Below are 23,991 nucleotides of genomic sequence, written 5' to 3'. Positions count from 1 at the left end.
ATCATATCCGTAGCCACGCAGTGGAACTTGGGGCTCTGAGCACGATCCAATCAGGATCTGACCACGACCGCACCACCTCAAAACTAAACATTGGAATCAGATACTCGCGGATGATGATCGTGACGTGAGGCTCGTTGGCCTCATCTTCGGTTAGCTCCTTGGTCTTCGCGATGTCCGCAAGAGCAGTCTTCTGGTTCAATTCTGTCTGTCCGAACACGAACCTCACGTCATTGAACAGGAGAAGGCCTCGGGGCTTCAAGAGCCGTACTGCTGCGATGGCAGCCGCTAGATCGACATAGATAGAATGGTTGCCATCGAGATAGATGATGTCAAACGCCTCCCCATGCCTCATCAACCTGATCAGGTTGAACAGGTATGTGCCTACAACGTTTCCCAGAAACCGGATGTTTCGGTTAGCGATGCTAGCGGCAGCTAAGTCGATCCGATGTTTGGCGCAAATATGTTTGAAGTCCAAGCCCACATATTCAATGCGAAGCTCATCGATGGTCTTGAACTGCTCCTGCCTCAGGATCGGTCCTACGCCAATCTCAAGAAATCGGCAGCCCGGATTCTCTCGAAGGATGTGGAGTAGGCGTGTCTGAACCGACTGCCGATACGCGCAGTAGTTGCTGGGCCGAGGATGATTGACATCAAATAAAACATCAGGGCCGCCAACGCTCATCGATCTTCTCCAGTCGCGCGAGAAACCATTCGCACTGCATCGGCGACCTGCGCGATCGCCGCCGTCACGCCGCTTCCGGCGAGAATAGCCCAGACACGTTCTGAAGCTCGGCTGTAGGCGCCACGCAGATACCGTTGCACGGATCACCGACATCGCAACCACGTTGACTCGCGACGTGGTAAACAATCGGGGTGAGAATGATGCGCAGCCATAATCAAGCAGAGCTGATTTTATGATCGTCTCCTTCCTGGAAATCGTCCGCTTATGTGCTGGCGGTGAGGCCGCCATCGATCTAGAGGATTTGACCGGTTACGAACCTAGAGAGGGATGACGCAAAGAAGTGCACGGCCCCCGCTACATCCTCGGGTGTAGCTAATCGCCCAAGCGGAATGTCAGCAGTAGCTCTTTGAAATGAGGCTGGATCGTCGAGAGCCTTCTCGTTCTTGTGAGAGCGGACCTCCCCGGAGCGACGCCAATGACGGTGATGCGGTGCGGCGCCAATTCGGTCGCATGCTGTTTCAAAAGAGCAGCCAATCCACCCTTTGCAGCACAGAAGGCGCTGTAGCCGCGGTCTCGGAAGGCAAATGATGATCCGACCGAGAGGAGATGAATGTGGCTGCCGCCCCTTCCGACGGCAACTTGATGTGCCGCTACTGCCCTATGCGTCAAGCCCAAACACTAGTTCTACAACGATCGCCGACGACACAGTATGTCGGTTGCTATATGCCGCTGCGCGTCGATGCGCACACCGCTGCTGACAGCGGACACGAATTGGCAAGGACCGTGCCAGCGTGGAGTGGAATGGAGTGGAGTGGAAAAACATGCGCGTTCGTAACTGGATGGCTGCGCTCGGCGCACGGCGCCCACTATGCGCACCTCATGCGCGCAGCCTCCGCTCCGATATCTAATCTGGTTACTGTCCGCCCGATTTGCGTCAAAACCAGATAGCGATTTCAATGCTGGGGTCTAAGGTCCTTCGTTTCGGCCGCACAGCGGGTCGTAAGCGACACATTGCATGGATGCGGAGATGCGCCGATAGCTTTTATATCACACCACGCCTATCGTAGGGGCAGATGGTTCAAGCGACACGCAAAGAGATAACCCGGATCACGTTTTTGGTATGTTTTCGCACATCTATGTCTAATTGAGGCCCGCAATGTCGGAAGTTCAACAAGAGCGGCCCGGTATGCGTACTTCTCAAGCAATACACGCCTCCTCGACGAGGGCAAGCATTGCAGCATTCGTGTTGTCCCTCTCCAAGAAATTCAAGAAGGGGCCGATGACGCCCGCCAGATCCATCGTGATGATTGCGCCGACACTGCTGCGCTTGGAAGGACACGCCGCGGGTCTTTTACTGACCTGCAGGACGATTCGTCGACCGACACGAACGGCATCAATAATGCAGACTCGTTACGTTGACTCGAGCCAAACAACGGATTTGTCCATATTGAGATAGCAACGGTGACCGATTCTGATGGCCACTAGGGGCCTGATGCTGTCAGCCCATGTGAGTGTGCTGCGCATTGTCTGAGTGTCCATCTAACGCAGCCGAAGCCGCATGGCGTTGGCGATCCATGCCTACGCGATCAGCTCGTGAAGACTGCAGCGCCGGCTCCCGTGTCTCCGCTCATCTGTGACGCCTCCGCGAATCGGCGTCACAGACAGAATCACAGACGATTCAACAGATGCAAATCCTAAGTACGAGATGTGGGAAATTGAAAGCCTCACCGGATGCTTACCTCTCAACCGACGAGGGACGAATAATACTCCCGGCCCTGGTAGGTGCATGTACCTTTGCTCCTCGGTAATGTGCCACTAGCCGAGCAGGCACATCAATCGCAAACACGCCGCGTGAAACGCCGCGTCTCCTAAAAACGTGACCGGGGGTCATTTCATTATGACAGTCAAAGTAGTGAAGTTCGGTGGCTCTTCATTCCGGCGGGCGGATTGCTACCGGTCTGTTTCTACCCACATAGCGAACAGACTCGCTACTGATGCAGATAGAGTCGTTGTCGTTGTTAGTGCAATGTATGGGGTAACTGAGTCCCTGAAGGCACTGGCGTTCTCAGTAAACGATCTATGCAACAGTCGCGCATTGGACACCGTTTTAACGACGGGTGAGATTGCGTCCGTCGGCTTACTCGAGGCAGCGTTGGAGAGGCATTCGATTCCGGCATCATCTCTGTTCGGTTATTCGTCGGGGATCCAAACGTCGTCTGACTTCAATCGCGCATACATCGAAGATATAGACAAGGCGCCGCTTCTTAGCGCCCTGCAGGTAAGCAAAGTGGTCATAGTTGCCGGCGCCCAGGGCTTAGATAAGAGCGGGCGCATCTCAATGCTTGGACGTAATAGTTCTGATTTAACCGCTGTGCTGGCGGCTGACATTGTGGGAAGCAGTTCGTGTGAAATTTATTCGGACGTATGCGGTATTTACACGTCCGATCCGCATTTAGTGAACGAGGCGAAGTTGGTGCAAGACATCTCTTATGCCACTGTTAGTCGCATGGGGCGCTGCGGCGCCAAAGTTCTTCACCACGGAGCCGTCGAGTACGCTTCTACTCGTGGAATCGTAATTTCTTGTAAATCGTTGGTGCCGGAGATCGTCGGAACGCAGGTCGGCAGCGTGGGCGAGGTTGCGACCGTTGTAATTAATCGCTCAGCAAAACGAGTAACGTTCGGCAGCTCCTGCGAGCAGCAGGTAGCGTTAGCTCTCCTGAGCGCACTGAACATCACGTGGATCACTGTCGATGGAGATGTAGGACATTCGATCTATCTAAGTCATGATGTAGAGTTTGCCGTCACCAAGTTTGCGCAACGAGGGATAAAGCCGCTCGATATATCGACAAGAATCCTAGTTACTGAGATCAATACGGGTAAGCAAAAAGCACGCGAATTCCAGGATCTGGATGCTGCGGTTTCTTACGCTAGAAGAGTCCACGCCGCTCTTCACCCTGAAGAGCCGGGATTGGCCGCGACGCTGTGAGATACTAGGTGCGCTGTCGTCGTACCTAGCATACCTCGCGGGCAAAATAACATCCTCGACTCCTCACCACAGCAAAGCGATCCCGAAATGGCCGCCGCATGGATTGAGAGACAGCATCCGACGGAGTCGTTCTCACAGTATTAGCGAGATATAGCGCGTGATCGCGCCACAACACCCGCTCGATCGTCACCTTGCAGTCGCGCTGACGGCGTGAGCGCCTCTGCGCTGACCGAGAGGTTGGAACGCATTCCATGAGCAATGCGAATGACCCATCCACCATCTTCGCGCCCCACGTCCCGCCTTGCGCAACTAGATCATTTCAACGACCCGCGCCGCTGAGTAGGCGCAGAGCCACGGCACCTCGCTTGGCGGCGGTGGTTTTGGGGTTCTCTCGCTTGGTGCCTTGAACTCCGAGTGCGGTGTTAAGGATAGCGGCATAGCGGCGCTCTCGCTTTCCAAGAACCACGGCTCCCGTGTGCGCTTCTTTCCGCGCCCCTCGACCCTCGCGTTCTCCGCTGGATTGATCGGCAGCCAGCCGCTTTTCATGCCCCATCCGAACACGGCTCGCAGTGCCGCGAAGTTGGTGTCGTTGATGGTCTTAGGCGCACTACCGCCAGCGCTCCGCTCATCACCGCACCGCTGCACGTCTGCCGGTGCGATGCGGCCAAGGTTATCATGGCCGAGCCAATCCTTGAACCGCAGTACGATTGGCTTCCACCGCTTGGCGGTACGCTTTCGCGTTCCGCGGGCCAATGAGGCGGTGTGCCAAGCGTCGGCAAGTGCGGCTAACGATTCGCCGGTTAAGACGCTGAGGTGCAGAGCAGTCGGCAGCGGAAGGCGTTTGACGTAGGTGTCAGGCGTGAAATCGCCGTCCGCGTTCCTCGCGAGCTTCTTTACGCCTTCGGTCAGGTCGCGGGTGACCGCCTCTGTGATCTGCCACCGGCTGTCGTCAGTGGTGAACACGGACTGGCGTGTCAGCGTAGCATCAACGATCGCGCCAAACCTGTTCTCCACGTCCGCGTGACGGCGTTCATCCTCATCCTTGAAGATGCCAAGGCGAGCGCCAAGGCTGTACTCGCCGCGCTGAGCGGCCTTGTTCGCCTCAGCGACACTCAACCACTGTTGCGATGTCGGGCCGGGATTGTCCTCCAGCCCTTCCGCAAATGCCCGGTAGACAATACCGGACCAGCGCCGCAACCTGCTAAGGCGTGAGCGGCTTGGGACCTTCACGTAGCGCCTTGAATTGGCGCTCAACGTCAGAGGCAATGTCCAGCTGGCTCGTCCTCGCAAGATTCTTATCAGCGGTGCCCGTCGAGATCAGGATGATGCCGGTCTTATACCAGCAGCATGGCCAACGTTCCTTGGGCAGCTTCGCCAGAATGGGTTGAACGTCAGCAGGTATTCTCTTGCGGAAGTACCAGTTCCCCGAACGGTTCCTCTTGACGAGCCGCGCCATTCTCAGAACCATCTGTGTAACAGGAGCGGCTCGAAAACCATAACCGCATCAGCACGGTGTTGAATTTTTAAGGAAGCGGTGGTGCTGCCAGACAGGATTGAACTGTACGACTTTGGTGGGGGGCATTCGTGAGCGACGGTGTTGGCTACCGGAGGGGCCGAGCTGAGCTCGCACATCACTTGAGCTGCGCGTGTAGTGAGTCATGGTCGAGTTCGCCTTCCCACCAGGATACAAACACCGCGGCAATACCGTTCCCGATAATGTTCGTAAGCGCGCGCACTTCGCTCATGAACTTGTCAATCGAGAATACGATCGCAATGCCCGGCACAAGCTCAGGACTGACCACCGTCAACGTTGCGGCCAGGGTAACGAAGCCAGCACCGGTAACACCGCTTGCGCCCTTCGAGGTGAGCATTGCCACAACGAGTATCGTGAGCTGCTGGCCAAAGCTGAGATCGACCCCGAGCGCCTGCGCGATGAACAACGTCGCCAACGTCATGTAAATGTTAGTCCCATCCAAATTGAAAGAGTATCCCGTCGGCACCACTAGGCCCACGACCGGCTTGGAACAGCCCAGCCGTTCGAGTTTTTCCATCAACTGCGGCAGCGCGCTTTCGGACGACGACGTTCCGAGCACGATCAGCAGCTCATCCTTGATGTAGACGATGAACTTTAGGATGGAAAAGCCGACCAAGCGCGCGATCAGGCCAAGCACAATGATCACGAAGAGCCCGGCTGTCACATAGAACAGCGCAACTAATCCGATGAGTTTACCGAGCGCGGAGGGTCCGAATTCACCGATGGTGTAGGCCATGGCGCCGAACGCTCCGATCGGCGCGGCCTTCATCACGATTCTAATGACACCAAACACCGCGTGCGCAGCATCGTCAACCAGACCGCGCATCCGCTCACCACGCTCGCCAAGCGCCATCAGCGAGAACCCGAATAGGATGGCAAACAGCAGCACCTGTAGCACGTCGCCTCGCGCCAGGGCGCCAACCACGCTATCAGGAATGATGTTGAGGAGAAAATCGACCGCCTTCTGCCCTTCCGCCGTCTTGACATAGTTAGCTACCGCCGCGGCATCAGCCCTGGGAGCGAGCCCATGACCGGCCTGAACGAGATTGCCCATCACGAGACCCAGGACGAGCGCGAAGGTTGATACGATCTCGAAGTAAAGCAGTGCCTTGACGCCGACTCGGCCGACCTTTCGTGCATCCTGAACATGCGCAATTCCAGACACAACAGTGCAGAAGATGATCGGTGCGATCACCATCTTGATCAGCTTGATGAAACCGTCGCCAAGCGCTTTGACCCAGCTGCTCGTCCCCACAGCAGGCCACAACCAGCCAACGAGAATCCCAATCAGGATCGCGATGAGTACCTGGATGTAAAGAACTTTGTACCACGGGCCAGATGGCCGGAACAGGGCGGCGGCTTTGACAGAGCGGCGCTGGCGGTGAGTGTACATCATGCTCGACCCGGCGCCGTGGTACCAAAGAGGGGTGACAATGAAGGTACCGCCTCGCTCAGTGTTCCTTCGGTGCGGGGCGCAGGGGACTCTGACCGCTCCAGATGGCCCCGTCCATTGCCGCGGATTCCCGAATCGGCTTGCCGTCTAAGCGAAACGAGGTTCTGAATGGCTTCTGAGAGCAGCGATAGAATTTTGAGAAAGCATCCTTGAGAGCTGGAGAGCATCAGCGTCACCACCCATTTCTATCTTTTTTGGTTGTTCGAAGATGCCATCCGGCAGCTTCTATGACGCCAACCTTAGCAGCCGGCGACCATTCTTCACTTCGGCAGGCACTCTCGCAGCTATCGCGCCGGAGCGCGACACGATGCCCACCACCTCAACTCCATTGTTCCTGTATTTGTCTTGCAGGATCACAAAATGCGCCCTCGAGGCGATACATGGTCCGGACCACGTCGCCCAAAAGTCGACGATGTATACTTTCCCAGGCTCGAACTTTATAACCGGCTGGCCACGTAGCCAGTCCTCAACTTTGATCAAGGGGGCCCGCGAACCGACGCTCAGCACATCTGCCGCACCGACTTGACTTGCGCTCTCAGTCAGACTGGTCATTGCTCAAACTCATTTCACCTGGCTGTTCCGAGAAAGATAGCAAGTCGCATGCCAGCCCGCGCTCACTGATATTGCGCATTTTTCGTGTTATTCCTGTCGACCTCGCGACGCATGTCGCATATCCGACCAGTTATTTGGAGCTTCTCAGGCGATCAGCCGGCCGGACGTTCTTGACGCACCTGTAGACCGACGAGGCCGAAAGCCAGGCAGCGCAAGGCCGAGTTCACCACTCCACATCCCGATCGGTTTCCAGGATGACCAATCCGGCGCTCGGGATCACGACGTGAACTGACCTGCTTTGGTCCGTCGACTTGCGCTTGAGGGCGATCTGAGATTTCCAGTTCAACTCTTTGATCCGAGGGGCGATGAACCAGACCAGGGCGGCCAGCTGCAGCAGCACATTGATATTGAACGCCGTCTGATACGCGATTGAGGGGCAGTGTCCGTCCTTTGCCGGCCATCGCTCGAGAATTAACCCCGTCACGTACTGGACCAGGAAAGCCCACCCGAAATGCAGAACGTTGAGCACGGCGTTTGCGCGGGCGTCAATTCGGCCGGAAAGTAATCTCCGATGATCGCGTAGCTGAGGGGGATTTCTGATCCCACCGCCACCACAATGATCCATGAGGTAGCGACACGAAAGGTGAATGCAAGATCAGCGCGAGTTCGGCTGCAATGAACACAGCAGCTATGATCGCGCGCAACGTTTTCAATGTTCTTGCCAGGCGGGCGCAACGAATCGGCGACCGCACCGAGCAGCAATGCGCCAATGCTTAGGGCAGTCGCCATGATGAGCAATTGTGTGGTAAGGCTTGTTCGATCCAACCCTTCCACATCGCTGAGACAAGACGCTACCGACAAGGACTGCAGGACCCTTGCGGATCCGACACCTTGAAGAATTCGGCGCAATTCTCCAGAGCCGCCCATCCGTATCGACGGTCTTCTGACCGACTGTCCGTAGAGCGGATCTTTGTGCTTACCTTCTGCTTTAGCAGTTTGCTGAAAAACCCCCTCGTCACGGAGGAGGCTTGATGATTCACTTTATCATCTCGAATCGGGGGAGACGATCATGCGCGGGAGGTTTACGGATCAGGGCGGCCTGTTTTCGTACATCGCGCCGGATAAGCGTGTGCCAGCGAACCATCCGCTGCGGAAGGTCCGGGATCTCGTCCGTGATGTTTTGAGTGATTTGAACCGCAGCCTTGGGAAGCTCTACGCCAGCGAGGGACGTCCTTCGATCCCCCCGGAACAATTGCTGAGCGCTTTGTTGCTGCAGGTATTCTACGGCATACGCTCGGAACGTCAGTTGATGGAGCAGCTGGACTACAATCTTTTGTATCGCTGGTTCGTCGGACTGTCGCCGGACGACCCGGTCTGGGACCCGACCACCTTCACCAAGAACCGGGAGCGGCTACAGAGCGGTGAGGTGTTCACGAAGTTCATGACCAGGCTTCTGAACCATCCGCAGGTCAAACCCCTATTGTCGGACGAGCATTTTTCGGTGGATGGAACGCTGATCGAGGCCTGGGCTTCGCAGAAGAGTTTTCGCCCCAAGGACGGCAGCGGCGACGATGACGATGGCGCCAACTTCCACGGCCAGAAGCGCAAGAACGATACCCATGCGAGCACCAGCGATCCTGACAGCAGGCTTTATCGCAAGGCGGCCGGGCGGGAGGCCAAGCTATGCTATATGGGCCACGCCACCATGGAGAACCGGCATGGGCTGGCGGTGGCCGGCAGGGTCACGCATGCCAATGGTACCGCCGAACGCCGGGCTTCGGAGACCATGCTGAAGGCAAGACGCAAAGCCGCAGCCCGCCGCATCACGGCCGGTGAGGACAAGGCGTACGATACCGCCGATCATGTCGCCAATCTTCGCGCCATCGGCGTGACGCCGCATGTGACACAGAACCAGGCCGTCACCAAAACCGGCAAGACCCGCAACAGCGCCATCGACGAACGAACCACGCGGCATCCGGGATATGGCATGTCGCAATCACGCCGGGCGATGGTCGAGTGCATCTTCGGATGGGGCAAGCAGCACGGCACCATGCGCAAGACCAAACATCGTGGCATCGCTCGCGTTGCTGCCGACTTCCTGCTCAATCTGATCGCCTATAACCTGATCCGCATTCCCAAACTGCTTGCAGCGTAGCAGTACCGGGCCGGCAACACCGCCCTCACGCAAGAAAATGCCTCAAGCTGACGAACACATCACCTGAAAATTGATCGACGGCGTTCACCGAGACCAAGAAAACTCAAATCCTTGGGTTTTTCAGCAAACTGTTAGAACCAAAAAATAGATTACAGCGGCCGCGGTGGCGCTGGATGCGGCAAGCAACTCGATTGGACCGCGCCAGCCTATCCAGTTAAGCAATGCCTCGGCTGGTGCGGTTGCCGTCACTGCGCCCAGTGCACCCAGAATGATCCATCTTCTTGTAGGCCTAATGGCCTCGGCTCCGATGATATCACTAGTCAGGTCAACCCGCGACCTCGATCGTTCTTGACGGAAGGTGCCGGAGCGCTCGTCTGAGCTCAGCGAACTGGTGGACCAAGACAAACAGTGCAATCATTCCGGCGCCCAACTCAGCGATTGCCTGACTGGCCAGCAGTCCGTTGAAACCCGATACGACGGGAAATAGCAGTACGGCAGGTATGAAGAGATAGCCTTGCCTCGCCAAGGAGACAACCGCACTGAGGCGTGCTCTCCCGAACGACTGAAGCATCGTCGTCACGAAACTCTGAACACCAAAAAGTCCAAAAAACAGATGAAAGACGATGCAGGTCGATACGGCGAGTTCTGTGACCTTATCGCTATCGCTGAACAGCCTGACCAAAGGCCGGACAAAAACCACAACGGCTGCAGAATACGTAACGGAAAGAGCGACAGTCATCAAGAGCATGAACTTCGCGGTCTTCAATATACGAGCAAAGTCACGTGCGCCCCAACCGAAACCCAGGACAGCTTGAGCGCCTATACAGAAGCCGGTGATAGGCAGTGCGCCGATCGTCAAGATGCGCGCAGCTATTCCCACGGCCGCGATGGACTCGTCTCCGAACGGCGCGGCAGCTCCGTACAAGAGCATAACGGCAATCGCAGATAAAACACTGGTCATGGTCGCCGGTGCCCCTACCAACGCGAGCTGTCTGATGCGACCTGCTCCCAACGAGATGTGAGATATCCTGACGAGGACTATCCCGCCAGGCTTCGTAAAATAAGCGATATAGAGGCAAATAGCAGCGATCTGAGATACCAGTGTCGCCAGGGCTGCGCCTCGCACACCGAAGTCCATCGAAAATATGAAGATCGGATCGAGGACGGCATTTAGGACGAATGCGGCAATCATCGTCCACATGCTGAATCGAGTGTTGCCTTCAGCTCTGACGATGAAGCCGCTGACGATGTTCAGAAGCATCACAGTGTACCCGAACAAAAGTATCACCGCGTAGTCGAGCGCCACGGGCATGATGGTTGGAGTTGCCCCGAGCGTTGCGAAGATCACTCGTAGGCTTGGAAGCAGAGCGGCCGTAACGACAAGACCGATCGGAGCGGCGAGCGCGAGTGCAGTACTTGCGCCTCGACTCGCCTCCAGGTACTCATTAGCGCCCAGATGACGAGATATGAACGACGCCGTCCCAACGCCGATCCCCTCTCCGACCGCCGCTAGCAGGAGCACGATCGGCAAGGTCATACTGACAGCTGCGATCGCCTGCACGCCAAGCGCGCCAACAAAGATCGCGTTAACGGCCTGATGTAACGCGACGATCGACAGGCCAACAACAGCCGGAATGGCGAGCCGGAGGATAAGGCTCGAGAGATTGGGGTCCGATAAATCGATCTTCTGTTTCTTCTTGGGCATCATATTGCAATCGCTCTCGACAACGAATTCCTTATCCGTGTCATTCATGGATCGAAGTGTCGCACAACTCGGATTCGTTTTCGATCGCGTCGCGAACGAATCGACGCATAACGCGTAACTCCGTCTGCATGTCATAGATTGTGTGCAGGGCCGGATCCTCATGATCTCGGTGAACGTTGATATCGTCCGGCATCACTGCGACGCCCTCTTTAGCGGCCGAAAACGCCGTCGACGAATCCTGCGCCTTCAGCGCCGGTCCAAGTGTGCCCCAGAATGCTTGCATCGGGGCTTTCTCGCGGAGTTCAGAGTCTGCTTCAGCGATTCGCTCAGCATCCGCTGCTTTGGCTTCATCGCTCGTGCGCCAGGTGCCATTTACGAGTTGTGGAAACACGTCATTCAGTTGCATCGTGCGAAAGGTGACGTGACCGTCACGGTCGATGACGAATGAGGTGGTGATAGTGCTAGAAAAACTGGGCGCCATCCAACACGTCTTCATTGTTCCCGCGAAATCGAACGCGATCCAAAAGTTCAGCTTGGAGCCTTTCTTGGTCAACCACGCGTCCAATTTTGTTCGCGCCTCCTCGGCCGTTAGCCTCGCTCGGAAGCTGCAACTACAATGACCTCAACTGCGTTATCGTCGTATTTCTCTTGCAGCTGCGCGAGATGGGAAATCTCCGCCCCCACATCCGCCGCACCAAGTCGGCCAAAACGCGACGATATACAGCGTACCCAGCTTAGAGTTGGTGTGGGGCTCGCCACGCACCCAGCTTTCCACCCTGATCGGGGGAGCTGGCGAATCCATACGAACAATCATGTTGTTCTCCAAAGCTATTCCCACACCTTCGCGCGATTGTTTGCGCAAGCGCGAGTGTCCCTAAGAAACGCGGCACGAGTTCAATGAACGAGAGAGCGTGTCTGCATGCACTCCGCCTGAGACTGCGTTGCTGTGTGACTAGCAACGACCGTGCCAGCAGTACCAACGCACATTCACACCCGATTCGACCTAAGATAGCCTCGTCGGTTCAACATGGCGGGCTCTTTGGAGCTAACCGTCTCGTTCGATGTCAGACATCGGACGCGGGTCGTGCGCTTCGGGCCGCGGGCGTTGTGCCCCGCCCATCATGACGATGGTCGCTACCGCAACCGCCGGCGTGCGGAACCGGCTAATAGCAATTGGTATGAGCCTCGCTCGTTCCGCCGTCTGAATGCGCCTCCTACTCGGTGTCCCTGCTTCCTAAACAAAGCGCGGCGATCCGACGGTTGCGGTTTTGTTGAGCGTTAGGTTGCAAATCGCGACAACGTCGTTGCATCGGAGTCGCCCGATAGGCCCCTTTTATTTCGTGACCGGCCTTCCATCGCGTAATGCGCCGCTCCAGCGCCTCGAGTTGAACGGAAGACCGCTCACAGATCTCCAATGGTTCCGAAATACGTTCGGGGGTCAGGAAGCTCGACTGGCTGTTGATGATGGCGCTGCATATTGCACCGACCGTGCAGCCCTATCTGCGCAAGATGCATGAGCACGGCGAGACTGTTACAGCGAGCATGCAACGCCTTCAACTACCAAGCCGGCTGAGCTGCAGCAAGCTGCAAGCCATTCCGCGACGCGTCAAGCGCCAAGGTTGGTAGTTTGTCTGGGTGACACATCGTGGGACTTTGAGATCTCCTTAGCCATGGTGCGAATGAGTTCACTATGATCTCCCCGGCTTCCAGTTCATAGAAAGGACGAAACGATGGACGCAGCATCCCAAGCTTTTCTAGGCGTCATTTCTGGCGAACGACGGCGCAGCCATCCCGATGTCGCTGATCGCGCCAGGCGCATTGCCGGCGGTCTCCATCGGCTCGGCGTGCGCCAGGGCGGCCGCGTCTGCATGTTGATGCGGAATGACATTGCGTTCATCGAGGTGGCACATGCCGCTATCCAGCTCGGCGCCTATGCCGTACCTGTAAACTGGCATTTCAAACCGGGGGAGATCGAATATATTCTGAGGGACTCCGCCGCATCGGTCTTGATCGGCCATGCTGACCTTTTACATCGATTGGATGGTGCCGTCCCGAACAGCGTCAAGGTCTTGAGCGTATCGCCTCCTCCAGAAGTTATCGTCGCCTACCAGGTAAATCCTGAGCATCAGGGAAAACCCGATTTCGCAACAGATTTCGAAAAGTGGCTTGCAGAGCAACCGCACTATTCGGGAGCCGCCGTACTGGAGCCGATGAGCATGATCTACACGTCCGGCACAACAGGCCATCCCAAAGGGGTACGTCGTGCCGCACCAAACCTCGAGCAGAATGCGGCCTTGGAGCGTCGTCGCGCGATGATCTATGGGCATGGCACGCGGTCACTCCTGCCAGGGCCACTCTATCACTCGGCGCCCAACTTCTTCGGGATTCGCTCGAGCCGCATCGGTGGCGTTCTGGTGCTAATGCCACGCTTTGAGTCTGAGGAGTGTTTGCGCCTCATTCAGTCAGAGAAGATCGATACGATCTTGATGGTGCCGACGATGTTCGTACGCCTCTTGAAGCTGCCCGACACTGTACGCAACAGATATGACTTGTCCTCGCTGCGTCACGTGATCAGTGCGGCCGCGCCTTGTCCAACTGACGTGAAGCGCGCGATGATCGAATGGTGGGGGCCAGTCATCTATGAGTTTTACGGCTCTACCGAGTCTGGCGCGGTCACCTTTGCAACCTCGCAGGACGCTCTAAACAAGCCGGGAACAGTCGGCAAAGTCTTGCCCGACGTCGAGCTGCGTGTCGTAGGCGTGGATGGACGCGTGTTGCCGACCGGACAAATCGGGGAGATCTATTCCCGCGCCACGTCATATCCTGAATTTACATACCACAACAAGGTGGAGAAGCGCCGCGAGATCGAGCACGACGGCTTCATCACCTCCGGTGATATCGGGTACATTGACGCCAGCGGGTATGTCTTTCTGTGTGACCGCAAGCAAGATGTCGTGATTTCCGGTGGGGTCAACATATATCCTGCCGAGATCGAGGCGACACTGTACCAGGTACCCGGTGTCCACGACTGCGCTGTGTTCGGCATTCCCGACGCGGAATTTGGCGAGGCGGTGATGGCGTTGGTCGAGCCGCAGCCTGGGGCAAAGCTCGACGTCATGGATATACGCTCGACTCTGAAGAGATCATTGGCTGACTACAAGGTCCCCAGCCGTATCGAGATCCACACCTGTCTGCCGCGCGAAGACTCCGGCAAGATCTTCAAGCGGCGGCTGCGTGATCCTTTTTGGGAAAAAGCTGGACGAAAAATTTGACGAGGATCGAAAGCGAGGCAAAACTCTTTGTACCTTCGTAACAAGCCATTCGCGTAGCACTAACAGGAATATGCGGCTGTTCCAGACGGATCCAGCCAGTTATGCGGACTTCAAATCGGCTATGAAGCGTAAGAGGTTCTGACAGGCCGGCGCGGCCTACCGCTCAGTGAGAGCCAGCGTATGATGTTTTGTTGGCCCTGGGCGCTGCAAGGACTCAGCATGGCCACAGCGGAAGATTCAATGAACACGGTGAGCTGGTCGAATACTCGCACGTGCGTCGACTGGCGGGACGCGATCGAGTGGGCCTAGCGGCTAGGTGCGTACCAGACCTACTGGAAACTCGATGGCCAGGGATCGCAGCTCGACTTTTTGGAAGGTCCCACTCATTTACGCTGTGGGCTGGTCAACCCCCAGCGAACATCTGGGGACAACGTGTGGACATCGACCGCAACACGCATGCTGTTCGACCCCTCACTGCGAGCGGGCCTCCTTTGTGATCCCGACTACAAGCGTCGCATATCGTCAACTCTCGTATCCCCTCGATCGAGTCGGCGCTTTTGCTGATTTCCACAAGAGGCACGCGACCGAACGTTGCGTAGGAGGTGTTGACGGCCGGCTGTTGGACATAAAGACGGTCTGGGAGCGAGCTCCCACAATTTCACGCATGCGCGACCGGCGTTGACATCGTTGGCGGCTGCACTTGCGATAAAGGGGCGCCCAAACAGGCACTCGTGTCTCGTCTCTCCGTGCGCTCAACGCGCTACAGCGGTCGAGCAGACGTTTTGCTGCAGTGAAGTAACGGACGGGCGGTGAACGGAATCGGGAGGTATAGCGCGCGCTTGTCCTGATTGTGCATGGACAGACGGGCTCCAATCTTCGCAGCCTCTGTTTTTATTCCTTCCAGAAGGTCCCGAGCGCCGTGATCGGAGGACCAAGGTCCGGTTGAGGTGCGAGAAATGATTTCGACGTGAGTATTGCGAGCGGCTTCGCTGCACCATTTGCGAAGCATCGCGTAACAACCGTGGTGCTGACGCACAAATCGTGTCTATTCGCGCAAATGAGCAGTGGCCTGATGAGATCCGAAAAACACACGGCCGCTTGTGCGGATATGATCGTGCATTGCTCGATCAGCAACATCGCCGTCACCGCGTACAATCGTAGACGCACCGGAATCAATTCCGGTTGTGATCCAGCTTGCAATTTCCCTACTGCGGTCAAGCTTGGGCACGACTTCTGCGTCTGCGTCCATAGCGTCTCTCAAGTGTATGTATTCCTTCATCGTTGTAGGATAGCGTTTCTGAGCCGAACCAAGTAGCAGTTGGCCCTCAAAGGCATGAAGAATGACACAGCATGGAGAGTGCTTACGCAACCAGCGCAAAAGCATCTGGACCGCACGCTCGTCTGAAGAGTTCATTGTGTTGAGAATTTGACGAGTTGTTGAGATCGGCCATTCCGCTTTATTCCTCGCAGATTGGGGAGGCGATGCCAAACCCGTCCTTTGCCAAGACGAACTGTATCCGCGCCTGCGTGCGCTCGGAATAATGTGCCCTCGGCAGGCAGCCGCGTCAGTCAGAGCGCCGAATTTCCGACCGGCTCTGGGCGCTGGCATTTGACGGGCACAGGGTTTCCGACAAGGCAGCCAGGTCGGACGCGCTTCGCTGTAGACGGCATTCGCCGCGGAACAAATGTCTGACCAGAGAGAGTCGCTTTAATGGCGACGGAGAACGGTACGAATCCTTGTTGCCCAAGCGCATCCCGCCGGAGTCCTGGCGCACAGATTGCGCCACGGGCCTTCCTTCTGTGCTCCGCGATCAAGCTCCGGCCCATAACGCAACGGCCTCGAGAGCCATTCATCCTCAGTTGCAGCCGGGGTCTGCATCTGACCGCGGCTCGAAGGCCCGCCGTTAGTTTCTCAGCTTTCCTCCAGAAGGCATCATCCGCGACGGGCACGAGCTACGGTTTGTTGGCTTTCGAACATTCGCCACTGCGACGAGACATGGCGGGACAAGATGAAGTAAGATGATGACGGATGCATCTCCTTTCGGAGTTTGAGTATCTACCTTGGATAGAACAGGGTGGGAGCTCAGCATGGACGGGTTTTAGATCTGCCATCAAGGACTTCACTGATTGCCGCCCGAGAGTCCTGCACCCCCGCAAAGCGCGTCGGTAATCGCAGCGATCAACGCCAAGGTCGGAGCTTGAAAGCCTATCATAACTGGCTTGGAGGTCATCTTGGCAGAGAGCGTTGGGCGTTGAGAAGAGGAACTGCGGTCACCCGGACGGACGCGTATTCAGCATCTCTTCGGTTGTGAGCAGCCTCCATGCTTTGTCGGCTCAAAGGTCCCGCGCGCCGTATTTCGTATTTGGAAGGCGAGCAGATTATCGCATTTTTGAACGTGCTTACTTTTCCCAGGCCCGAGCTGGCACACTCTTTGCTCAAGGTGTGGCGAAGAGAGCTGTGACGGGTGCGGGCGCTTCGATGAGCCTGGTGTTGATAGAGGCGACAAGGCCAAGCGGACGACGACATCACTGGAGTAGCGTATGTAGTTGCCCGTGTGGTTACTTCCCGATGGCTTAGTATTCGCGATAGTGCGCGTCATTCTCTTTGTGAGTCGTGCCAACGATTTTGTGCTGTTGACCTTGCCCCGAGGTGCTGATCGTTTGGACGATCTTAGGGTAGAGGGCGCGGTCCCGTGTTGCGACTGTGAATTCCGTGCAGGTGCGTTTTTGCCGGTACGGTGTCAGGCCGATGGTGTGGGGCAGACCGGTCAGTGTTGTGCAGGAAGAATGACTAACAATTGCGAAGGAGCGTCACCGTGTCAACCATTGCTCACGAACTGTCACCACCAGCTTCCTGTCGGAAGCAACTCTACGAAGTCGGTGAGATTCCGCCGCTGGGGCACGTCCCCGACCGCATGTACGCGTGGGCGATACGTCGCGAGCGCCACGGGCCGCCGGAGGCTTCAATTCTCGTTGAGGTCGTGCCTACCTGGCCGATTGCCGACGACGAGGTACTCGTTTTTGTGGCGGCCGCCGGCGTCAACTATAACGGAATCTGGGCCGGGTTAGGCACGCCAATCTCACCCTTCGACATGCACAAATTCCATTATCATATTGCCGGGTCGGACGCGGCCGGGGTTGTGTGGGCGGTAGGAGCAAAAGTGCGACGCTGGAAGGTCGGTGACGAGATCATCGTTCACTGCAACCAGGACGACGGCGATGACGAGGATTGCAACGGGGGCGAACCGCTCCTCTCGCCGTCCCAGCGGATCTGGGGATATGAGACCCCGGACGGCTCGTTCGCACAGTTCTGCCGTGTGCAATCACGACAGTTGATGCCAAAACCAGAGCACCTGACCTGGGAGGAGGCGGCCTGTTACACACTAACCCTCGCAACTGCCTACCGGATGCTGTTCGGGCACGTGCCCCACGTTCTCAAGGCAGGCGACGACGTGCTGGTGTGGGGCGCGTCGGGCGGACTCGGAGTGTTCGGGGTCCAACTCGCCGTCGCATCCGGTGCTAACGCGATTGGCATAATTTCCGAAGCCAGTAAAGCCGAATACGTTCTGGCACTCGGCGCCAAGGGTGTCATTAACCGCAAAGAATTCAACTGCTGGGGTACAATGCCCACGATAGATTCGCCCCAATATAAAACCTGGATCCAAGAGGTTCGGCGGTTTGGTAGAGCAATCTGGGATATCACGGGAAAGCGCGACGTCGACATCGTGTTCGAGCATCCAGGTGAGCAGACATTCCCAGTCTCAACCATTATCGTTAAGCGCGGTGGCATGGTTGTGTTCTGCGGCGGCACCACAGGGCTCAATATTACATTCGACGCGCGCTACGTCTGGATGCGCCAGAAACGAATCCAAGGTTCGCATTTTGCCAATCTCAAACAGGCCAGTGCGGCGAACCGCCTTGTAATCGATCGTCGCATCGACCCCTGCATGAGCGAGGTCTTCCCGTGGGAGGAGATCGCCCGAGCCCACACAAGGATGTGGAAGAACCAGCACAAGCCAGGAAATATGGCCGTCTTGATCAACGCGCCGCGGACCGGCCTACGAAATTTCAAGGATATCCTCAAGGCGGCGGGCGCTTGACCCGCAGCCCCGTTGGGTGGCCCTGGGACTCGAGGATCTTGAATCCGACCTCACAATATGAGATTCGCGATGGCTCGCTTCGCTGTGGCAGCGCTCGGTCGAGGAATGGTAGTACTTGGGATGAGTGCGCTCTCTGTGTAGCGAGATCGCCTACGTCGCCAGCGAGGCTCACCGGGGACCGCAAAGCCGATCGCCAGTTGGCTCTTGCCCAGGCGGGTTGTGCGTCTTGCTTTCGGCCGTACCGCTGTCGGTACCTATCCGGTGAATGTCATTTCGATTTGCGTATCGAAACCGTCACGCCTGATACTGGATTTCGATCAGCCGGTTGACAATCGGAAGGCGCACCGAGGCAGAGACCGAGAAGGCCACGATCGCTGTGACAGCCCTCACGTTGGTGCCCTTGGGTCGATGGGTGTATTTTCCCGCACGCCCAAAATATCCTCCAGCATTTTGGCGCCAGCCAGGAGCTGGCCCTCAGCGCGAGGCGCGGCGACCATCTGCAATCCGACCGGCAGGCCAGAGCTAGTGAAGCCGCAGGGCAGAGATAGTGCTGGACAACACGCCAGTGTGATTGCAGAGGCGATCGCGACCCAATCCACATAGTGCTTGAACCTCTTGCCGTCGCATTCTGTGACAAAACGGTCTTGCACCGCGAACGGCTCGACGATGGTTGCGGGTGACAAGAGCAGGTCGTATTTCTTAAAAAAGTCCACAGCACGCGCAGCCATCGCTACGCGCTGCGCCTCGGCGCGCTCGATCTGCTCGACCGTAAGTTTCAGCCCTTCCTCGATGTTCCAAATAACGTCGGCTTTCAGGAGATCGCGATTGCTGCGCAACAGAGCCGCTTTACTGACCGCGAAATCGAATGCGCGGAGCACGTGGAAGCACTCATGAGTTTCGCGAAAATCGGGATGAGCCTCTTCGACGATTGCGCCCACTTCTGCAAACCGGGCGGCCGCAATGCGCGTGATCGCCGCAACTTGCGGGTCCACGGGCGTGATGCCGAAATCGGGGGAATAAGCAACTCGCTTTGGATTTATGCCAGAGCGCGCGGCCGAAAGGAAGGACTTAGTCAGCTTAGGGAGCGATAACGGGTCGCCTGGATGCTCGCCGCTCATTGCATCCAACATCAGGGCAACATCTTCGACGTTGCGTGCCATCGGTCCCGGCATACCGAGATTGCGGTCGATCTTGAATTTCGGTGTATGTGCCACCCGCCCAATGCTGGGCCGCAGGCCTACCACGCTGCAGAAGCTTGCCGGATTTCGTAACGAGCCCCCCATATCCGAGCCATGCGCAAGCCAGGCCATGCCTGTGGCAAGGGCGACCGCAGCTCCACCGGACGATCCGGCGGCAGAGCGCAACGGGTTCCAGGGGTTGAGCGTTGGCCCGAATATCTCGTTGACGGTGTTGGCGCCGGCCCCGAACTCTGGCGTATTCGACCTAGCATAGATGACTGCGCCATTCTCTTCGAGGCGCTCAACGAGGATATCCGACCGAGCGGGGACGTTATTTGCGAAAATTCGCGAGCCGTAGGTGTTGCGCACACCGACCACATCCGTCAGATCTTTGATGGGCACCGGCATACCGGCCAGGAGACCGCGCTCGCTGGCAGGCCGCCTCATCAGCGCCTGAGCGTTCTTGCGCGCGCGATCGAAACACAAGATTGGCAGCGCGTTGAGCTTGTCGTCGACCTCTGCAATCCGTGCTTCCAGCACATCCAAGAGATCTAGTGGCGTGACCTCACCGTTCCTCAGCTTCTCGACAACGGCGCAAGCAGTATCTCGGATCAGCTCCTGCACATCAAAACTCCAGTTTATTCCGCCGTCCATCGACTGATGAAGGACCGAGTTGCGAGAGCGACGATAGTCGCAGAATACTGGCGAGCGGCACGGCTAACGGCGCACCCCGGCTGGGCACCTAAACGGGACCTCGCTCGCGCCCTCCGGCCGAACGCGTCCCGTCCTGAATGAGTGTCTTCCCGCAAAGCGAGTACATTCGCCTTCGAACTATTTGCGCGAAAGGACCATTTGTTTAGGGCCACCGGATCGATTAATCCTTTGCAAAAGGCGCTCAATTGGGCCGCCAGCCGGGAGATTAGCGTCTCATGAAGAACCACATTCGCGAAGTACCGGTCCGAGCGCGCATACATTCGGCCAATTTCTGGGATTCGGCGCAGAACATCATCTCGACTCCAACGCCGGCACAATTTCGCTTACTTGGGATTTTCACGTTGGCGATCACTGGGAAGTACACGCCGGATCGCGAGTTTAGAAGGGATTGTCGTCTGCTCGGATTTGCTTGCGTACTCATCCAATATCGGCCGCTAGCCGGCCGGGCTACGCCAAACGCTGACCAACTGACCGATCATGACTTCGAATTTTTTCGCTTGTCAGGCTCAGAATGCGGGGAGTCCCCACCATCGCTCCGCTCTATGAAAAGCCTCCTTTTTAGGTCGTGAGCCCAAACCGCTGTAGCGGCGCGCCGCACGGCGGCCCGTCGGTGGCAAATAACGTAAGCCGCTGCAGATCCAAAATGACTGCCGCTAGAGTACTATTTGGCCAAGAACCCTCAGCAGGATGACAGCAAATCGATGCCGGATAGGAAAAGTGGTCTTTTAGACCTGCCAAAATGTGATCTACATCGATGGCCCCGAGCTTTGAGCGGAGGTGGCGGGCGAACCTGCGGGATCGAAATGGGCTATCGGGTACAAAGCGCTCCCATTCTGAAGCGATAACTCCTCCAGGCTCGAAGTGATTTGCGTGAGTGATTATTCCACGCTTGGGATAAAGATACCGTTTGGCGTTAGGAGAGGTTTCAATGCTCATCACTTCACCCTCGGCGTGACCGATCAGATAATTCATAGAGATGCTACGGTCCGTGTTGATAATGACGCTTATGGCACGATCGAATGTTCGTGCTTCGAGAATGGAACGGGATCTCAGCTTAAACGGTGCGGTCATCCGGCCCCTGCCATCAATGGCCGTGAGCATGCTATTGCAGACCAAACCAATACCTACTTCATTTAGACCGGCGGTAGGACCCACGCAGCCAGCTTCGAAAATTCCGAGCCAAGATACCGTCTTGCCTCTCGGCATCTTTCCGACAAACAAAGTGCCACAAACAGCCGCCTGCCCATCGATTGTTTGCGCCAGCATTGCCGCGCCGTGCGACGTCGCTTCGGGCATCAATCCAGTAGAGGTGCAGCCATCGAGAACTAGGTTTGACAGACTAGCAGCTCGTCGAGCCATCAGACGAAGCCAAATTTCATGCCGGATATTGAGCATCGTGACTGTTTCCACAGACCGATTGGCCGCTTCGGCGACGCCTCGCAGTTCGTCGACGTACTCCGGTGATAGCTTCTCTACAAAGGAAAGCCAACACTCGGCTTCGGATTGGACGGCTTTCTGATCGGTGCCGTATGCACAGAAACGCTTCAGATAGAATTCCGCATTCCTCGAGATTTCCGATCGCATTATCTCTCCGTGTTGCCTTCCGCGCTCGCGAGACCCTCCAGCGAAGCTAATGAACTTCAAACTCATCATTCGACTCCTAAGATCGGCGGATGTCAGGCTAGCCGCTGCTATTTCTCCGCGCTGAGCGGCTTGTGCGCGCACCTTCCAGCGAGGATCGACTTAGCTGACCAGTGCGCCTATCGTGTCGCCTGCTCGGGATTACCCGGTAACGACGGAGAGTCTTAAACGGATCGAACAACTTCATCAGGTTCTCTAGGTGACTGTGGATGCCTTAAGCAAGAGTCGGGCCTAATGTGCCGAGGTCGAGAGCCGGCCGTTTGGCGGGAATTCACGAGATTCATTTGGCTGCTGCCCCCCGCTTTTGTTCGAAAGACAAAGGTCATGTCCACAAATCAACAATTAGGTCAGGCGCCATATTGAGCTTAGAAAAATCCGTGCGCGGCTCTCCCACTTCGGTGATCAGGCGTACATATTCAATCAGCTCTTTGGTCCTTACTCAGGCAACAAAACTTGCTCCACAGCAGCTCACGCGCATTGCAGTCAGGGCCGCCCGGGCAAGACATCGGCGATCGCTACTCCGCGGTTGAGAGGGGTTACTAGACGGAGCCGGCCTCCAGTGGCTCTGTGTGCGTGCAAAGCCGTTCTCGCGAGCTGCATTGCAGAAATGGATCCGCTCGGACGGCAAACAACCGGTCACAAACGCATGCGCAGCGGCTCTGTTCGACATTGTAGTTCGCGGTTGAGGGCGGAATGCCGTGCCGCGGGGCGGAGGAGTGGTTTAGCATTGCGCGGAGCGCCTTGTCCGGGAAGCATTGGATGTGCTCGATTGCTTGGGAAGACGCAACTCCGCCGGCGGTTCCCCGGCGACTTCACCCGCCAATGCCGGAGCTGATCGCCAATACCACGCCGCCTCGTTGGTGCGTGAGCTCGATTTCATCATCGCCCGGAGCGGCGGCTACCATGTGAGTATCCGAAAACGGACTCTGGCTGACCGGCATTGCATATGACGAAGGCATGGCTAACGAGCTTCAGTTGTGACGATCGATTTGGCGCACCATCTCCTCGCCGGTCCTCCAAATAAGCCAATCGTCGTCTTGAATACCCTCCGCTACCAGCCGCAATATCGATCCACCTGGTTCGCAGTGTGGACAATCATACACCCGCTTGTCGATTGTCCACCGCCCTGCAAGTGCACACGTAAAATCAGGAGCCCACATGGCGAGCGACGCACCGAGTAGTATCCCTGTCGTGATGGCTGCCATACCTTGTCCCCTGAAGTCTCTGCGCACCCAAAAGTCACCGTGGTACGCGACTTTCCCCGTGATCGTTCCGGCGCTTGGCGCCTTGCAAATACAAGAGTCCTGTGGATGTGCATGCTTGGTCGGATCTGCGTAGAAGAACCTCAGGGATTGAAGGTGTTCTGCAAGGTTGCCCTGGCAGAGGTTATATAGTCGCGCAGCCGCCACAAGGGCCACTTCGTTGTTCTTGTCGAAGCCGATGACCCAATATCCTTCGCCCAACATAATCGGTGAGCGATCAGGCCGAAAAACCGGAGAGGTCTTTCCTTTTGTTGGAGTTGCCTCAGTAATCGCGACATATTCATGGAAGTCGAATCCAATGGAAAGCGTGATGCCTTTCCCAATTGCAGCTTCGTCATGTCGCTGAAGGAAGCGTGACACCTTTAACGGACTGATTGGGTCTTTCATGATAGATCTTCCTGCTTTCAAGCCACGGAAACATCTGCTCCCGCGGCAATCGTTATCCCAAGGACACAAGAACGAGTTCGAATCGCAAATTGCGATGCGCTGCCGAGATTGGCGTCACTGGATAACTGAATTCGATCAGCAGCGAACCTACCAGGAACAGTTGTATTCACGGCGATAGGAATCCTACATGCTGGAGCTGCCCTAGTATCGGCGCCGGGAATCCCAAGTGGTGAATACGCCCTTTGGCAGCGGGCCAGAAAGGACGGCCAGCTCCCATGGGACGCTGAGTGATGCCCGGCGGTTAACTTGAGCAATGCCTCTATCGAGTTTGCGACAATTTGGGCCGGGCGCACCGCCTGGGGCGCGAGAT

The 23,991-nt window shown here is 56.8% G+C and carries 15 protein-coding genes and 1 pseudogene; 4 read left to right on the top strand and 12 right to left on the bottom strand.

Annotation, left to right across the window (positions count from 1 at the left end):
- Position 1: 1 nt before the first annotated feature.
- Positions 2 to 682 (bottom strand): hypothetical protein, encoded by a 681-nt coding sequence (locus RX330_RS11630; RefSeq protein WP_317243101.1) that lies wholly within the window; start codon positions 680 to 682, stop codon positions 2 to 4.
- Between the two features lie 292 nt (positions 683 to 974).
- A pseudogene (locus RX330_RS11625) lies at positions 975 to 1,351 on the bottom strand (SDR family NAD(P)-dependent oxidoreductase).
- 1,228 nt (positions 1,352 to 2,579) lie between these two features.
- Here RX330_RS11625 and RX330_RS11620 point away from each other — a divergent pair.
- Positions 2,580 to 3,668: a uridylate kinase gene (locus tag RX330_RS11620; protein ID WP_317243100.1), complete on the top strand. Its 1,089-nt coding sequence runs from the start codon at positions 2,580 to 2,582 to the stop codon at positions 3,666 to 3,668.
- Positions 3,669 to 3,977: 309 nt separating this feature from the next.
- Here the strand turns inward: RX330_RS11620 and RX330_RS11615 are convergent, their stop codons facing one another.
- The 5 genes from RX330_RS11615 to RX330_RS11600 all read right to left on the bottom strand — a co-directional run bounded on the left by RX330_RS11615 (position 3,978) and on the right by RX330_RS11600 (position 7,736).
- Entirely contained in the window at positions 3,978 to 4,922 is a 945-nt protein-coding gene (locus RX330_RS11615) for a hypothetical protein (RefSeq protein ID WP_317243099.1), read from the bottom strand.
- On the bottom strand, positions 4,870 to 5,124 hold the full coding sequence (locus tag RX330_RS35765; protein WP_148774871.1) for a DUF6538 domain-containing protein: 255 nt from the start codon (positions 5,122 to 5,124) through the stop codon (positions 4,870 to 4,872). The genes RX330_RS11615 and RX330_RS35765 overlap by 53 nt, the downstream gene beginning before the upstream one ends.
- Before the next feature lie 175 nt (positions 5,125 to 5,299).
- A complete protein-coding gene (gene dctA, locus RX330_RS11610) occupies positions 5,300 to 6,595 on the bottom strand; it encodes a C4-dicarboxylate transporter DctA (protein WP_187437134.1) in 1,296 nt (431 codons plus the stop codon).
- A 285-nt stretch (positions 6,596 to 6,880) separates the two neighbouring features.
- The gene (locus tag RX330_RS11605) at positions 6,881 to 7,207 is read right to left on the bottom strand and encodes a TlpA disulfide reductase family protein (protein ID WP_317243098.1); all 327 of its coding nucleotides are present in this window, start codon (positions 7,205 to 7,207) and stop codon (positions 6,881 to 6,883) included.
- 223 nt (positions 7,208 to 7,430) lie between these two features.
- Positions 7,431 to 7,736 carry a hypothetical protein gene (locus RX330_RS11600; RefSeq protein ID WP_317243097.1) on the bottom strand — a complete coding sequence of 102 codons (306 nt, stop codon included), beginning with the start codon at positions 7,734 to 7,736 and terminating at the stop codon, positions 7,431 to 7,433.
- A 540-nt stretch (positions 7,737 to 8,276) separates the two neighbouring features.
- On the opposite strand from RX330_RS11600, the gene RX330_RS11595 reads away from it, so the two are divergent.
- Positions 8,277 to 9,362: an IS5 family transposase gene (locus RX330_RS11595; protein WP_317243096.1), complete on the top strand. Its 1,086-nt coding sequence runs from the start codon at positions 8,277 to 8,279 to the stop codon at positions 9,360 to 9,362.
- A 325-nt stretch (positions 9,363 to 9,687) separates the two neighbouring features.
- Here RX330_RS11595 and RX330_RS11590 read toward each other — a convergent pair whose 3' ends face one another.
- The gene (locus RX330_RS11590; RefSeq protein ID WP_317243095.1) at positions 9,688 to 11,115 is read right to left on the bottom strand and encodes an MATE family efflux transporter; all 1,428 of its coding nucleotides are present in this window, start codon (positions 11,113 to 11,115) and stop codon (positions 9,688 to 9,690) included.
- Positions 11,108 to 11,620 carry a hypothetical protein gene (locus RX330_RS11585; protein ID WP_317243094.1) on the bottom strand — a complete coding sequence of 171 codons (513 nt, stop codon included), beginning with the start codon at positions 11,618 to 11,620 and terminating at the stop codon, positions 11,108 to 11,110. The genes RX330_RS11590 and RX330_RS11585 overlap by 8 nt, the downstream gene beginning before the upstream one ends.
- Positions 11,621 to 12,797: 1,177 nt before the next feature.
- Here RX330_RS11585 and RX330_RS11580 point away from each other — a divergent pair.
- Both RX330_RS11580 and ccrA read left to right on the top strand, forming a co-directional pair.
- Positions 12,798 to 14,339, top strand: coding sequence for an acyl-CoA synthetase (locus RX330_RS11580; RefSeq protein ID WP_317243093.1), 1,542 nt, complete (start codon positions 12,798 to 12,800; stop codon positions 14,337 to 14,339).
- Positions 14,340 to 17,164: 2,825 nt separating this feature from the next.
- Entirely contained in the window at positions 17,165 to 18,439 is a 1,275-nt protein-coding gene (gene ccrA / locus RX330_RS11575; RefSeq protein ID WP_317243896.1) for a crotonyl-CoA carboxylase/reductase, read from the top strand.
- Positions 18,440 to 18,825: 386 nt separating this feature from the next.
- On the opposite strand, the gene RX330_RS11570 is transcribed toward ccrA, so the two are convergent.
- The 3 genes from RX330_RS11570 to RX330_RS11560 form a co-directional block, all read right to left on the bottom strand.
- Positions 18,826 to 20,241, bottom strand: coding sequence for an amidase (locus RX330_RS11570; protein ID WP_317243092.1), 1,416 nt, complete (start codon positions 20,239 to 20,241; stop codon positions 18,826 to 18,828).
- A 648-nt stretch (positions 20,242 to 20,889) separates the two neighbouring features.
- Positions 20,890 to 21,981: a C45 family peptidase gene (locus RX330_RS11565; protein ID WP_317243091.1), complete on the bottom strand. Its 1,092-nt coding sequence runs from the start codon at positions 21,979 to 21,981 to the stop codon at positions 20,890 to 20,892.
- 962 nt (positions 21,982 to 22,943) lie between these two features.
- Positions 22,944 to 23,621, bottom strand: a complete 678-nt coding sequence (locus RX330_RS11560) for a hypothetical protein (RefSeq protein WP_317243090.1) — start codon at positions 23,619 to 23,621, stop codon at positions 22,944 to 22,946.
- Positions 23,622 to 23,991: the final 370 nt, after the last annotated feature.

This window comes from Bradyrhizobium sp. NDS-1, assembly GCF_032918005.1.
Lineage (GTDB): Bacteria > Pseudomonadota > Alphaproteobacteria > Rhizobiales > Xanthobacteraceae > Bradyrhizobium > Bradyrhizobium tunisiense.
This window is presented reverse-complemented; position numbering and strand designations above follow the sequence as displayed.

Excerpts from the sequence above, each read along its gene's own strand:
- RX330_RS35765 (WP_148774871.1), bottom strand. The coding sequence starts at position 5,124 with ATGGCGCGGCTCGTCAAGAGGAACCGTTCGGGGAACTGGTACTTCCGC.
- RX330_RS11560 (WP_317243090.1), bottom strand. The coding sequence starts at position 23,621 with ATGAAAGACCCAATCAGTCCGTTAAAGGTGTCACGCTTCCTTCAGCGA.
- RX330_RS11595 (WP_317243096.1), top strand. The coding sequence starts at position 8,277 with ATGCGCGGGAGGTTTACGGATCAGGGCGGCCTGTTTTCGTACATCGCG.
- RX330_RS11620 (WP_317243100.1), top strand. The coding sequence starts at position 2,580 with ATGACAGTCAAAGTAGTGAAGTTCGGTGGCTCTTCATTCCGGCGGGCG.
- dctA (WP_187437134.1), bottom strand. The coding sequence starts at position 6,595 with ATGTACACTCACCGCCAGCGCCGCTCTGTCAAAGCCGCCGCCCTGTTC.
- RX330_RS11565 (WP_317243091.1), bottom strand. The coding sequence starts at position 21,981 with ATGAGTTTGAAGTTCATTAGCTTCGCTGGAGGGTCTCGCGAGCGCGGA.
- RX330_RS11630 (WP_317243101.1), bottom strand. The coding sequence starts at position 682 with ATGAGCGTTGGCGGCCCTGATGTTTTATTTGATGTCAATCATCCTCGG.
- RX330_RS11580 (WP_317243093.1), top strand. The coding sequence starts at position 12,798 with ATGGACGCAGCATCCCAAGCTTTTCTAGGCGTCATTTCTGGCGAACGA.
- RX330_RS11590 (WP_317243095.1), bottom strand. The coding sequence starts at position 11,115 with ATGAATGACACGGATAAGGAATTCGTTGTCGAGAGCGATTGCAATATG.
- RX330_RS11605 (WP_317243098.1), bottom strand. The coding sequence starts at position 7,207 with ATGACCAGTCTGACTGAGAGCGCAAGTCAAGTCGGTGCGGCAGATGTG.